At 37.9% G+C, this 14,040-nt stretch carries 12 protein-coding genes; all 12 read right to left on the bottom strand.

Annotated features, from left to right (window positions below; genetic code table 11):
* Positions 1–176: 176 nt before the first annotated feature.
* A complete protein-coding gene (gene murG, locus QKW49_RS24380; RefSeq protein ID WP_282865232.1) occupies positions 177–1,319 on the bottom strand; it encodes an undecaprenyldiphospho-muramoylpentapeptide beta-N-acetylglucosaminyltransferase in 1,143 nt (380 codons plus the stop codon).
* Between the two features lie 5 nt (positions 1,320–1,324).
* Complete coding sequence (gene ftsW, locus QKW49_RS24375) at positions 1,325–2,425, bottom strand: putative lipid II flippase FtsW (RefSeq protein WP_282865231.1); 1,101 nt, start codon at positions 2,423–2,425, stop codon at positions 1,325–1,327.
* A 118-nt stretch (positions 2,426–2,543) separates the two neighbouring features.
* Complete coding sequence (gene mraY, locus QKW49_RS24370) at positions 2,544–3,518, bottom strand: phospho-N-acetylmuramoyl-pentapeptide-transferase (RefSeq protein ID WP_282865230.1); 975 nt, start codon at positions 3,516–3,518, stop codon at positions 2,544–2,546.
* Positions 3,519–4,904: a UDP-N-acetylmuramoyl-tripeptide--D-alanyl-D-alanine ligase gene (gene murF / locus QKW49_RS24365; protein WP_282865229.1), complete on the bottom strand. Its 1,386-nt coding sequence runs from the start codon at positions 4,902–4,904 to the stop codon at positions 3,519–3,521.
* Positions 4,905–5,301: 397 nt separating this feature from the next.
* Positions 5,302–6,744, bottom strand: a complete 1,443-nt coding sequence (locus tag QKW49_RS24360) for a UDP-N-acetylmuramoyl-L-alanyl-D-glutamate--2,6-diaminopimelate ligase (RefSeq protein ID WP_282865228.1) — start codon at positions 6,742–6,744, stop codon at positions 5,302–5,304.
* Positions 6,745–7,123: 379 nt separating this feature from the next.
* Entirely contained in the window at positions 7,124–9,289 is a 2,166-nt protein-coding gene (locus QKW49_RS24355; RefSeq protein ID WP_282865227.1) for a stage V sporulation protein D, read from the bottom strand.
* Between the two features lie 112 nt (positions 9,290–9,401).
* Positions 9,402–9,896 carry a cell division protein FtsL gene (locus QKW49_RS24350; protein WP_282865226.1) on the bottom strand — a complete coding sequence of 165 codons (495 nt, stop codon included), beginning with the start codon at positions 9,894–9,896 and terminating at the stop codon, positions 9,402–9,404.
* Positions 9,897–9,942: 46 nt separating this feature from the next.
* A complete protein-coding gene (gene rsmH / locus QKW49_RS24345; RefSeq protein ID WP_282865225.1) occupies positions 9,943–10,878 on the bottom strand; it encodes a 16S rRNA (cytosine(1402)-N(4))-methyltransferase RsmH in 936 nt (311 codons plus the stop codon).
* 22 nt (positions 10,879–10,900) lie between these two features.
* Positions 10,901–11,332: a division/cell wall cluster transcriptional repressor MraZ gene (mraZ, locus tag QKW49_RS24340; protein WP_282865224.1), complete on the bottom strand. Its 432-nt coding sequence runs from the start codon at positions 11,330–11,332 to the stop codon at positions 10,901–10,903.
* 178 nt (positions 11,333–11,510) lie between these two features.
* Entirely contained in the window at positions 11,511–11,690 is a 180-nt protein-coding gene (locus tag QKW49_RS24335; protein WP_282865223.1) for an aspartyl-phosphate phosphatase Spo0E family protein, read from the bottom strand.
* 160 nt (positions 11,691–11,850) lie between these two features.
* Positions 11,851–12,636: a prolipoprotein diacylglyceryl transferase gene (gene lgt / locus QKW49_RS24330; RefSeq protein ID WP_282865222.1), complete on the bottom strand. Its 786-nt coding sequence runs from the start codon at positions 12,634–12,636 to the stop codon at positions 11,851–11,853.
* A 103-nt stretch (positions 12,637–12,739) separates the two neighbouring features.
* Positions 12,740–14,032 carry a pitrilysin family protein gene (locus QKW49_RS24325; RefSeq protein ID WP_282865221.1) on the bottom strand — a complete coding sequence of 431 codons (1,293 nt, stop codon included), beginning with the start codon at positions 14,030–14,032 and terminating at the stop codon, positions 12,740–12,742.
* Positions 14,033–14,040: the final 8 nt, after the last annotated feature.

Genomic DNA, 14,040 nt, shown 5'->3' with positions numbered 1-14,040 from the left:
GTAGGGGCGGCCATTGGCCGTCCGGGAATATCGCAGACTTCCAAGGCGGACGCGCAATGCGCGCCCCTACAATCAGATTATCTCCACAAACCTGCATGAGCTGGCTCCTTAATAGCAAAAGAAACTCATGCTATAGTCTGTTAACCTACGATTTCTTTAAATAGCACTTACACTCATTATACGTTTCTGTGACCTGTGACCTGTGAACCGTGAACTAACTCCTCAATAATACTATTATATATCTTTTCTGTGGCATTTGTAATCCCCATAGATGATGAATTTTTTTCCATTTTCTCTAACAGCCTTTTATCCTTTAGCAGATTCTCGATTAAATTAAATAAACGATTTTCATTTAGTTCTTTCTCAGTGATCACAACTGCAGCATTTTTTTTCTCCAATGCTCTTGCATTATATTCTTGATGGTTATGTGTTACATTAGGAGATGGTATCAAAATGCACGGTTTCCCTATGGCCGTTAATTCACTTATCGTGATAGCGCCTGCCCTGCATATCACCAAATCAGCAGCCGCCATGACATCATTCATATTATATATGTATGGCACAACTTTTATATTATGATTAGTACTCAAATCAATATCGGCTTTCTTCAGTTCATCCATTACGCTATTATATTGATGTTCACCGGTCCCAAATAATAATTGAACCGACTTCCTTTTATAAATGCGTTTGATAAATCCTACCAGTGTTTGATTGATTCTCTCTGCACCTAAACTCCCACCGAAAGCAAGTATAAAAGGCATATTACTTAGGCCTAAACGCTTGCGTGCGGTCATTTTATCTGTATCAATGATTTCCTGTCGTATCGGATTTCCGGTATGTATCAAATGTTTTCTATCAATCTTTATATATTTCATGGTTTCTTCAAAACTTATCGCTACTATATCAGCAAATCTTGATAAAATTTTGATGGTTACACCCGGAATAACATTTTGCTCATGAATCATTGTAGGAATCTTGCTTAAGGATGCATTAAGGACAACAGGACCGCAAACATATCCGCCTGTGCCGATTACAATATCCGGTTTATATTCCGTTAAAAACTTTCTTGCTTGCATCGTTCCTCTTATAAGCTCCTTGATAGTTACTACAGTATCAAGGGATAGCTTCCTTCGAAAACCTCTGACATTAATAAATTTTATATCGAAACCCTCTTTCGGGACAAGCTCTTTTTCCAATCCTTCTTGGGTACCAACAAATAATATATCCCAATCCGGATGTTTTGCTCGGATATATTTGGCTATGGCAATTGCAGGATTAATATGTCCTGCTGTACCACCTCCGGCAAATACGATTTTCAATCATATCATCCCCTACTATTATTTGTATATCTTGAGATATTTAGAATGATCCCCATCCCTGCCATGATAAAAAGTAATGATGATCCGCCTGCACTAAAGAATGGCAGCGGCATTCCGGTTACGGGCATTGATGAAGTAACAACTGCAATATTAATTAATACCTGTACTGCAATAAGTGATATGATTCCGGTTGCTAATAAGCTTCCAAATGCATCCGGAGCATTCAATGCAATCTTTATTCCTCTCCAAATGAGTATAATAAACAGAATGAGTACTGTTGCCGCCCCAATAAATCCTAATTCTTCACATAATATTGAAAAAATAAAATCATTATGTGCCTCAGGAATATACAGAAATTTCTGACGACTTCTGCCTAATCCCAAACCAAAAAGTCCACCCGAACCAATTGCATATAAAGATTGGATAATCTGCCATCCCTTATCCATTTTATACTTCCATGGGTCTAGGAATGATACAACTCTGCTCATACGATAAGGCTCTTTATATATCGCAAAAGCAAGACCGGCTATCGCCGGAAGTGATAACAGCAAGAAATGGAATACTCTGGCCCCGGCTACATACAGCAATATCACACCTACTAAAACGATGACCATCGTACCACTGAGATGGGGTTCTGCAATCACAAGTGCTGCTATAACACCTAGAATCATTAAATACGGCAAAAGGCCGGTAAAAAACTTATTAAGACTATCTTTCGTTTTTGCCAATCTGGCTGAAAAAAATACAATGACCGACAGCTTCGCAACCTCCGAAGGCTGAATGGTTAATCCTCCCACTCCCAACCATCTTTGAGCACCATTTACCTCATTCCCTACAACAAGTACAGCAATCAATAACAAGATACTTACGAGCAAGAAAGGAAGAGAAAGTTTTTCTAAACGCTTATAGTGAAAATTAGCCATGAAAAACATGGCAAATAACCCTACTACAGCCCACTTCAGCTGCCGTTTAATAACATGATAACTGTCATTATAATCATAAAAGGCAGAAGCTGAGCTGGCGCTAAAAACTATAATCAAACCGAAAGAAAGCAATATCATTACTGTAACAAAAAAACCGAAATCAAAAGAACCTCTGCCTTTCACAAGGAATACCTCCCGTATATAATTAACAATTAATAATTAATAATTAGCGTCAATTATATTAATGAATTATTTAATACTACATGATATTAAAAACACTCGTTTTAAAATACTTCTCATCTTATTGTATGAATGCTACAACATTATTAATACCTAAAAAACCAATTATGCAAAGAATAATGGTTGCTGTTACAAAGACGGTTACCACTTTTGTCTCTTTCCAACCTATCATTTCAAAATGGTGATGAATAGGACTCATTTTAAATATTCTCTTCCCAGTAAACTTAAAGGATGTTACCTGCATGATGACGGATAGCGTTTCAATCAAATAGATACCACCCACTATGATTAAAAACAACGGCATTTTCAATGCTATGGCTACAGAACAAATGGCCCCACCTAAAAAAAGAGAGCCTGTATCTCCCATGAACACCTTAGCAGGATGAGCGTTGAATAGTAAGAATCCCATGCATCCCCCGGTAATTGCAGCAGAAAAGGCAGCCGTATTATAATCCTTCAAGATAAAGGCCACTACTGTAAAGAAAACAGAAACCGCCACAGTAATCCCCGCCGCTAAGCCATCCAATCCATCGGTAAGATTAACACTATTTACGGTAGCTAAAATCACAAATACCGTAAACGGAATGAATATCCACCATTCCAAACTAATAAGTCCGGAAAGAAACGGAACATATATTTCATTATTAATATAACCCGAATGATATAAAAATATTGTAAATCCCACTGCTGCAACTGTCTGGGCTAAAAATTTTTGGCTGGCAGTAAGGCCTAAATTTCTTTTTAATACTACTTTTATATAATCGTCTATAAACCCTATAATACCAAATGCAACTGAAGTTGCCAGTATAATCAGTACCTTAACGTCTTTAACAAGTAATAATGTTGTAATAATGGCTGCTAAAATAAAAATTATTCCGCCCATGGTAGGTGTGCCTGATTTTTTCGCATGCCATTGCGGGCCTATCTCCAGAATGCTTTGACCAAATTTGAGTTTTCTTAGTACCGGAATGAGTAAAGGCCCTGATATCACACAAATAAAAAAAGCGATTAAAACTGACGCAAAAACATTAACCAACTACCTCACCTCTCGTATATATTCCGAAACAATCTCTAATTTCATTCCCCGAGAAGCTTTGACAAGTACTGCATCTCCACTTTTTAAGAAACCGCTGATAAATTCTTTCACCTCATCATGTGTTTCGAAACTATGTATTTTCTCTTGTGGCATTCCCGATTGCAAAGCCCCCAAAGCAATGTATTTTCCATTATATCCCATAGTTAATAAATAATCAATATTATTTTTTACTACATCGCTTCCAACTTTTTTATGAGCGTCATATGCCCACTCACCCATTTCTAACATATCTCCCAAAATCGCGACTTTATTACCGGTATTCTCAATCTGCTTTAAGACTTTCAAAGCCGCTTCCATAGAAGTCGGACTGGCATTATAACAATCGTTAATGACTTTAATGCCTTTTGACTCAAAAATATCCTGCCTCATTTTTCCGGATTTGAACCTTGAGATTCCGTCTAAAATATCATCTATTTCCATATGGTATTCTAGTCCTACTGCAATAGCCGCTAAAGCATTATAGATATTATGTTCACCAATAACCCGTATATTAACAATATATGCATTGTCCTTAATATTGATATTAAATTTGCTTCCCTGCAGTTCAGAACTTGAAATATCATACGCCCTTAAGTCACTTTGCTCGTTTTCAATGCCGAAGTATACGGTCCTGAAGGGAAGCGTATCCTTTAGAGCAAATAGCATGGGATCATCACCATTTAATATGGCAACATTACTTTTATTAAAGTTTTCAAACACTTCCATTTTCGCCTTTAAAATATTTTCCTGTGAACCAAGCTTTTCAATATGTGATAAACCAATATTAGTAATTACTGCACACTCAGGTTTAACGATAGATGCGAGACGGCTGATTTCATTGAAACCACTCATGCCCATTTCTGTAATCCCCATATGGTGATGGCTATCCAATCCCAACACTGTCAAAGGTAATCCAATCTCATTGTTGAAGTTTCCCTTCGTCTTTAGAACACGAAACTTTTGTTCAAGAACACACGCAATCATATCCTTGGTGGATGTCTTTCCAACACTTCCTGTAACAGCTACAAAAGGAATACGAAACTTCTCGCGGTAAAATCTTGCAATCCCTTGCAGCGCAGTTAAAGTATCATCCACTTTTATGATACATTTATCAGCATCCATAATCTCTATGTCCCTATCTGTAACACAGCCCACCGCACCATTTTCAAACGCCTTAAAGATAAAGTTATGTCCATCAAAAGATTCACCCCTCAAAGGAACAAAGAACATACCTTGTTTAATAGCTCTGCTATCTGTACTAATATCTGTTATATTTGTATTGACATCTCCGCATACCAATTCTCCACCAGTTGCGTGGATAATTTCTTTCACTTTCAAAGGTTCCACAAATACCACCCCGTTTTATAAATGTACAATGTTTCAATGGACAATGGACAATGTATAGTGAACAGTGAATAATTAATAGTGAATAGTTATTAATGTATAATACTCTCCACTGTTACATCACCCACCTACCGCCACAGCCATCCTTACAATAAAAGCTATATTACATTTCACCGAATATCTATTTTATTATCGTAGGGGTGGACGACCCTGTCCACCCGCTATACTATTGCTGTATCTACGGGCAGACAGAGTCGTCCGCCCCTACGCAATCTTAACTGTTTGCGTGATATATAACTCCGTAAGTCGCAAGTCTAAAGTTCGTTACCTATAAAATACAAAATAATTATTAATTCTCCTCATTCTTATTCATTGTTGACTATTAATTATTCACTATCTTCTAGTTCTTAGATAAAATTTCTTTAACGATCTCATTTTCATCAAAAGGGTATTTCTTCCCATTTATCTCTTGGTACGTTTCATGTCCTTTGCCTGCCAATACGATTACATCGTCTTCTTGAGCATTGCGCAATGCATATTCAATGGCTTCATACCTATTTTCTATAATGATATATGGACATTCTGTCCCTTTTACACCTTCTTCAATCTGAAGTATGATCTGCATCGGGTCTTCAGTTCTTGGATTATCAGAAGTGACAATACAGAAGTCTGACATTGCACCGGCAATCCTGCCCATGATCGGACGCTTTGTTTTATCCCTGTCACCCCCGCATCCGAACAGCGTTACAACTCTCCCCTTCACAAAACCTTTTACCGCACTTAAGATATTTTTCAGACCATCAGGCGTATGCGCATAATCAATCAGAACCATGAAGTCTTTTCCGGTTTCCACAATTTGCGCTCTACCCGGCACTCCCTTTGCAACCTTTAAGCCTTGCTTAATATCATTTAAATCCACACCCAACGCCATACAAGCGCCAATACTTCCTAAAGCATTATAAATAGAAAACCTCCCGGGTATGCTTAAGTGAATACGGCATTCTCCTTCCGGTGTGATTGTTTGAAAACCAACGCCTTTGGATGTAATCTCCAATTCTGTTGCTTTAATATCGGCGCCTTGTTCAATCCCAAAGGTCATCATCTTACAAGTTCCATTTTCAAGTATATATGTACTACCCGTATCATCACAATTAATAATACCTATCTTACACCGTTGAAAAAGCTTTGTTTTTGCTTTTAAATAGTTTTCCATGTTTAGATGAAAATCCAAATGGTCTTGTGTAATATTTGTGAAGACGCCTACTTCAAAGTGGCATCCATCTACTCTGTTTAATTCCAGTGAGTGGGAAGATACCTCTATTACAACATCATCAACATCTTCTATCACCATTTCTGCAAATAGCTTTTGCAATTCCATCGACTCAGGAGTTGTTCTTTCGGTCGGTAGAATCCGGTCTCCTATCATATTTTGATTGGTACCTATTAATCCTACTTTCCTCCCTTGCTGCTCCAGTATTGTCTTAATTAAATAGGTAGTGGTTGTCTTTCCATTAGTACCTGTAATTCCAACTAAATTAAACTTTGTGGAAGGATGATCATAAAACTCTGCAGAAATCAATGCCATAGCTCTCCGTGAATTATTAACTTTAACCAGTGGTACTGATAACCCGGTTATTTCCTTTTCAGATACAATAGCCGCAGCTCCGCTTTCAATTGCCTGGGAAATAAATTCATGCCCATCCACCTTAAAGCCTTTTATACAAACAAATAAATCTCCCGCATTTACCTTCCTGGAATCATACGCAATACCGCTAATCTCAACATTCCGGTCTCCTAACACAATTTCCGGTTCAATCGCTTTTATTAATTTATCCAATCTCATGATAATCCTCCCATGCATTTATAGTAGGATGTGCTAAAGTGCCTTATCTTTCAGAGCTTCGACACAGGGACGGTTCCTCTATTTTATATTAACTAATATGTTAATTCTTGTTTGAATATATCTATTTTATTATTGTAGGGGTGGACGACCCTGTCCACCCGCTGTACTATTACCTTATCTGCGGGCGGACAGAGTCGTCCGCCCCTACGGAACCTTAACTGTTAGCATGATATATAACTTGGCAAATTGCATGTCTATAGTTTTTTATCTATAGTAGACCTTTCTAAATCGGACTTCTTCCAAATCTAATAACTATTCACTATTAATTATTCACTGTTCACTATTCATTGTCCATTGTCCATTGTCCATTATTAACGGACTAGTCTACATCGGTAAACCTAAAGTCAACATTCACCACTGTCCCCGGGCTTACTACCGTCCCCGCAGCCGGTTCCTGCTTGATGGCAGTGCCTGAACCGTTAATCTTAATATTCAATCCTGAGTCCACCAATATCTGATTCGCTTCCAATACGGATTTGTTAACGACATCAGGTATAGTAATACTAGTAGATGGCTCCGATCCTTCCGTATATAGTATGACCAAAGACTTTTCCTGTAGTTTTGCTCCGGGCTTAGGTGTCTGATCAATAATAGTATTTCCAGTTCCTTCTATTTTATATTTTAAGTTGATATCTTTTAAAGTATTTTGTGCTTCTTTTATATCCATATTTCTTACTTCCGGTACAAAAACGTCCATGGTCATAAGCTCTTCTTCTGTAAATTTAGGTTCTACTTCCAAGTAGTTTAATGTATCATCTAGGATTTTCCCTACAACCGGTGCAGCAATCACACCACCAAAATAGGAATCTCCTTTTGGTTCATCCAAGATCACAAGGCAAACCACTTTAGGATCATCGGCAGGTGCGAAACCTACAAATGAAGCCACATAATTACTGGTACCTCTGGGGAGCTTTTCGGATGTGCCTGTTTTTCCTGCCACCCGGTAGCCTTTAATATAAGCATTTTTCCCCGTACCTTCCGAAACAACACTTTCCAGAATACCTCTGAGGGTTGCCGAAGTTTCTTTGGAAATGACTTGCCTTACTACTTCCGGCTCAAAAGTTTTCATTACATTACCATCTATGTCAGTAATTTGCTTCACCAATCTGGGTTTTAAAAGCAATCCGTCGTTTGCAACAGCGGATATAGCGCTTACCATTTGCAAAGGGGTGATCTGGAATCCCTGTCCGAAAGATGCCGTAGCCAATTCCAACTCATTAAAAGCGCTAAGTTTATGGAATATCCCCGAGGTTTCACCATCAAAGTCTATGCCGGTTTTTTCAAGAAACCCAAATGCTTTGACATATTTGTAAAAAGTCTCACTGCCCATTCTTGCTGCAACCTCCATAAACACAGGATTGCAAGAATTTTGCACGCCTTGTACAAAAGTTTGAAGTCCGTGAGGTCTATCCGACCTCCAACATTTTATTCTTCTTCCTGCCACCGTGAGATAACCGATATCAGTGAACTGGTCTGTGGGTTTTACCGCATTTTCTTCCAATCCTGCTGCGGAGGTGATGATTTTAAAGGTTGATCCCGGTTCATAGCTGTCAACAACCGCTTTGTTCCTCCACATTTTTCCCAGCTCCGCTTTGTACTTTTCGGTAAACGCATCCCCGCTTAATTGCTCAAGCTCTTTTTGAGCCGTTTCATCGGCAATCTGAAATGGATTATTTAAATCAAAATCAGGTTTTACAGCCATCGCTAGAATATCCCCTGTCCTTGGATCCATAATGATCGCCGCTGCCCCATTTGCTAACTTATTATCAATCAGTGCGGTTTCCAAATGCTTTTCAGCAAAGTGCTGAATAACTTCATCGATGGTTAAAACAAGGTTTGCCCCATCTTCCGGGTTTACATACCGTTCATATTTATATGGCATTTCGGTACCAATGGCATCTTTTGCCGATACAATCCTGCCCGGCAAGCCTTTTAAATATTTATCATATTTAGCCTCTAATCCAAATAATCCTTGATTATCGGTACCGGTAGCACCAAGAATATGTGAAGCAAAATTGCCGTAGGGATAATACCTCTTTGAATCTTCATCCAGATGAATCCCTTTAAAATCAGCCTCTCTGATTTGGTCTGCTTCTTTCTTTTCTATCTTTCTCTTGATAATTTCATAAGCACTGTTTCTTGTAATCCTCTTATAGACATCATCATAATTCATTTCCAGAATCTCAGAAAGCGTGGAAGCAATTTCTTCGGCATTACCCGCTTTTTTTATTTCATTAGGAATCGCAGTAACCGTCTCAACTGAAGCACTTATCGCGAGAGGCTTGCCATTCCTATCAAAAATAGTACCTCTTTTGGAGTTTATTATCCTATCTCTGGTTTGTTGCTCAATCGCCTCTTTTTGAAGCCTTTCTCCTTCCTTGATCTGCCACCAACCGGTTCTGGCCATTAAACCGATAGATGTGAATGTAAAGATAACCAGCAAAAACAATATTCTCTTCTTTATTGCTAACTTTGGCGCAGCCAAAAAGAAAACCACCCTTCGCAGAGTGGGAGACCAGGAGTAGGAGATTAGAGTAACTATCTCCCCACTCCTCCCCCCCACATTATTATAATATCTTTATATATATAATATAATTTTAGTTCAAATATTCCAAAACATTGTTAATAACCGTTACAACTGCAGCAAACCGGTTTTTATTAGTATTATCCATTGGCTGTTCAACAATTTCGGCATAATCACTTTTATCCAGCTTGACATATACCATCTGAAATTTCTCAGGTCTTCTCATCCCCAATTTTGTGCGGGCAATTTCTTCAACTTTTTTCAAATCAATAGACCGGTCGATTTCAACCTGCATTTGCTCATTTAATCTCTCAAGCTGACTGATTTGTTTTTTATAACCATCAATTTTATTACTGGCTTCCGTGATGGTAACATATCTTAATAAAATGCAGAATGCAACCGCAAAGCATATCAATATCCCCAAAATCGTCTTAATCTTATCAGTCCCTTTCACTTGTGACTGTTGTTTAAAAGATTTACGTACTTTTTGTGGGGATCTATGCTCAGGTATATAATATTCATCTTCCTGTAACTCATATGCGTTACTGCTTTTTTGCGCTGATATCAAGATAATGCACCTCACAATCTAATTAATGATTCTCATTATATTTACATTATAGCTTTTCTAGTACCCTGAGTTTTGAACTCCTCGCCCTCGGATTTTCTTCTAACTCTTGTTCCGAAGGGAGCCTCGGCTTTCTATTCACTAGTTTTACAATCGGTTTTTTATTACAAATGCAGATAGGAAACTGTGGAGGACACTCACATCCGCTGCTTAAACTGTTATAAGTCTGTTTTACTATCCGATCCTCGAGAGAATGAAATGTTATAATTGCAAGTCTCCCGCCTACCTTCAAAACATCTACAAAATCTCTGATAGCCGTTTCCAAAATACCTAACTCATCATTTACTGCTATCCTGATTGCTTGAAAAGTTCTTTTAGCCGGATGAGGGCCATCTCTCCTTGCACCTGCCGGTACAGCTCTCTTTATTATTTCTACTAACTCGCCTGTGGTCTCAATAGGTGCAGTTTGTCTGTGTTGAACGATAAAATTAGCAATTCTTTTTGCCCATTTTTCTTCTCCATATTCGAAGATTATTTTTCTAATCTCCTCTTCCGAATACTCGTTCACTATGCTTTTAGCTGTAAGAGTATTTCGTCTATCCATCCGCATATCCAGCGGTGCATCATGTTGATAGCTAAACCCTCTTTGCCCTTCATCCAATTGGTGGGAAGATACTCCCAGATCCATAATGGCACCATCAATAGCGTTCATTTCTACCTTGTCTAGGATTGACTTTATATTCGCAAAATTATCATTCACAAATATCACTTTGCTTTCGTATTCCTTTAGCCTTTGAGCTGCCGCTGCAATTGCATTACTGTCCTGGTCAATTCCGATAAGTTTGCCGTTATTTCCCAATCGTTCACAAATCCTATAAGAATGACCTCCACCGCCCAGTGTCCCATCGGCGTAGATACCATCCGGCTTAATATTTAGTGCTTCGACACTTTCCTGCAGAAGCACCGACACATGATGAAAGTCCATCCTATCACCTTCTTAAATGTTATCATATCCCTAATAGCGCCATCTTTTCTGCTATCTCATCAGGACTTATATTATCATCGCAATTATATTGTCCCCATCGATCCTTATCCCAAATTTCAACTCTTGTGGAAACGCCTATGACCACAGCGTCCTTCTCTAATGCTGCATGCTCACGAAGATTAGCGGGAATAAGCGCACGGCCCTGCTTGTCCACATCACATTCGGTAGCACCTGAGAAAAAGAACCTGACAAATGCTCTTGCATCCTTGCTGGTAAGAGGCAGTGTTTTAAGTTTTGCTTCTAGGTTTGCCCATTCTTCCTGTGAATATACGAACAAACAGTTATCCAATCCTTTTGTAACGATAAACTTGTCCCCAAGTTCATCACGGAATTTGGAAGGGATGATAATTCTGCCTTTTGCATCAATGGTATGTTGATATTCACCTATAAACATCAGGCCTCACCCCTTTGCAATAAATCACTACCACTTTCCACCACTTTCTACCACTCAATATGTATTCTATTATATTTTTCCAATTCAATCAATAACTTTTTCATAAAAACACAAAAAGATAGGACTAATTACTCAGTCCTATCTTTTAAAAAAACCCTATTTCATTAATAATCTACAATCAATCATTTTGAATAGCTTTATTTATATTCTGTGCTTTCTTTGAATCACTTTGGTTATAGTATTCTACAATAAGCTTGTCCAGTTCTATACTAATCGCATATATTTGATCATAGTCAGCATTTCGTACTAGTAAATTATTCAGTTTATTTCTTAAGGCAACAATTTGATCATTTAACATAGTACCACCTCAGAATTATGATGTGTCTTAATTTTACATCATTATACAAAATATGTCAACACCTATTATCCATCTAATTTATTACAATTATTTTACATTTTTCTTACTGTTTTTTTACTATTTTGCCTATTTACACCGCAATTATCGACATAATATGATCCTACAAGTCAGTTCTATGCGCCTTTTTACGCAAGAAGTATATGATACTTACACTAGCTACAACAGAAATCGCCGCAATAATCTGTGATATACGGAAGCTGCCAAGATATAAGCTGTCAGTTCTTAAACCTTCGATCCAGAATCTCCCTAAGCCATACCAGAATGCATATAATAAAAACACTTCTCCATCATGTTTTTTCTTTTTCCTATACCATAACAAAAACATAAAACCCAATAAATTCCATAAAGACTCATAAAGAAATGTAGGATGTACGGCAATTCTTGTCTGGGACTGAATATCAAGAATCTCCATTCTCCATGGTAATGTTGTAAGGCCCCCATATGCTTCTTGATTAACAAAGTTTCCCCATCTTCCGATAGATTGGGCGATAATCAGACCTAGCGCACCGACGTCAAATACCTTCCAAACACTGATTTTCTTAACTCTGCAATATATGTATGTAGATGCAAGTGCTCCAATAATCGCGCCGTATATCGCAAGTCCGCCCTGTCTAATCAAAAGGATCTCATTAAAATTTCCGTAAAACACAACATAATATAGCCTTGCTCCCACAATTGCCGCCGGTGTACCAAAAAGGGTTACATCCATCATGATTTCCGGGTCCATCCCTCCCCTCTTTGCTTCATGTACCGCAATCATAAGTCCAAGTAAAAAACCTGTTGAGATAATAATCCCGTACCAATATATAGGCATACCGAAAACTGAAAACGCTGCCCTATCAATCGTAAACTCAAGTCCTAATCCGGGAAAAACGATAGGCTGCATAATACTCCCCCCAATGTTTCTGTTCGGAAGGGATACTGTTCACAGTTCACGGTTCACAGAAAATCCTACAATTCCGAACAACTTATTATTAATAAATTCTAGCTTATTGCTTGTGTGGTCTAATGACGGATAAAGCCATATTATCAATTTTAAAGTGATTTGTAAAGCGTTTCTGCACATCTTCGAAACTTGTCGAATGATAAACTTCTATATAATCAAAAAGATTAATATCTCTAAAAATATTAGCAATAAAGTTATTTGCTATCTTTTCAACGCTATTAAATTGTCTTAAAAACTTTCCTAGTATTACTTTTTTTATTCTATCAAACGCAGGTTTACTTAATCCCTCTTGATGCAGGCGTTCGATTTTTGCGGTTATTTGTTCCCGTACTTTTTCCGGGTCGGCAGACTCTCCCCCAAAGATAGTGAACCCATAATTGACTTCTGCATTATAATCCGCATCAAATGTATCATTAATCAATCCTTGCTCATACAAACGCTGATAGAGCGCACTACTTCTTCCCATAATCATTTCCAATATGATACGTGTTACGATATCCTTTTTCAACAGCTTTACCCCGCCATAACCGACATCAGTATCCTTAAATCCCATTTGAAATAAAGGAATAGAAACACTAAGTGTTTGCTCTATTTGTTTTTTATATATTGTTGGAGGCTCTTCCGGATATATTCTTTTTATGTCCTCAAGTAGCGGTGTCTTACTTTTTATATGCTTCTCGACGTGCTCTTTTACAATCTCCGGGTCTACCTCGCCAACGACGAACAAAACCATATTTGCAGGGTTGTAAAAGGTATTGTAGCACTTATATAATATATCCTTATCGATATTCGCGATACTCTCTATTGTGCCTGCAATATCCTTTTTCACAGGATATTGATGATATAACGCGCCAAGATAATTAAAGAACACTCTCCAATTAGGGTCATCATCGTACATGCGAATTTCTTGGCCAATTATGCCTTGTTCCTTTTGTACACTTTCATCGGTGAAATACGGATTTTGAACAAAATCCAGCAATATATCCAAGCTTTTATAAAATTCACTGGTACAAGAAAAAAGATAGGCAGTGGTATTGAAGCTTGTAAACGCATTTGCAGAAGCGCCTAAACGTGAAAACTTATCAAATACATTTCCATCTTTTTCTTCAAATAATTTATGTTCCAAGAAATGCGCAATACCATCAGGTACCTCTGTCACATTCTCTTCTCCGGGTACAACAAAATTACTATCTACCGAACCGTATTGAGTCGCAAAAATAGCATAACTTTTACTATATCCTTTTTTAGGCAATATATATACCTTTAATCCGCTTTCATCAACGCCATGATATAAAGTCTCTTTTAGTACTTCGTTCTTAGTCTGTCGCAAATCCATCATTTAAC

The organism is Petroclostridium sp. X23 (assembly GCF_030013905.1).
GTDB lineage: Bacteria > Bacillota > Clostridia > SK-Y3 > SK-Y3 > X23.
This window is presented reverse-complemented; position numbering and strand designations above follow the sequence as displayed.

Bases quoted from the DNA above. Each gene is read 5' to 3' on its own strand.
- mraZ (WP_282865224.1), bottom strand. From the start codon at position 11,332: ATGTTTATAGGTGAATATCAACATACCATTGATGCAAAAGGCAGAATT.
- lgt (WP_282865222.1), bottom strand. From the start codon at position 12,636: ATGCAGCCTATCGTTTTTCCCGGATTAGGACTTGAGTTTACGATTGAT.
- rsmH (WP_282865225.1), bottom strand. From the start codon at position 10,878: ATGGACTTTCATCATGTGTCGGTGCTTCTGCAGGAAAGTGTCGAAGCA.
- QKW49_RS24360 (WP_282865228.1), bottom strand. From the start codon at position 6,744: ATGAGATTGGATAAATTAATAAAAGCGATTGAACCGGAAATTGTGTTA.
- QKW49_RS24335 (WP_282865223.1), bottom strand. From the start codon at position 11,690: ATGTTAAATGATCAAATTGTTGCCTTAAGAAATAAACTGAATAATTTA.
- QKW49_RS24325 (WP_282865221.1), bottom strand. From the start codon at position 14,032: ATGGATTTGCGACAGACTAAGAACGAAGTACTAAAAGAGACTTTATAT.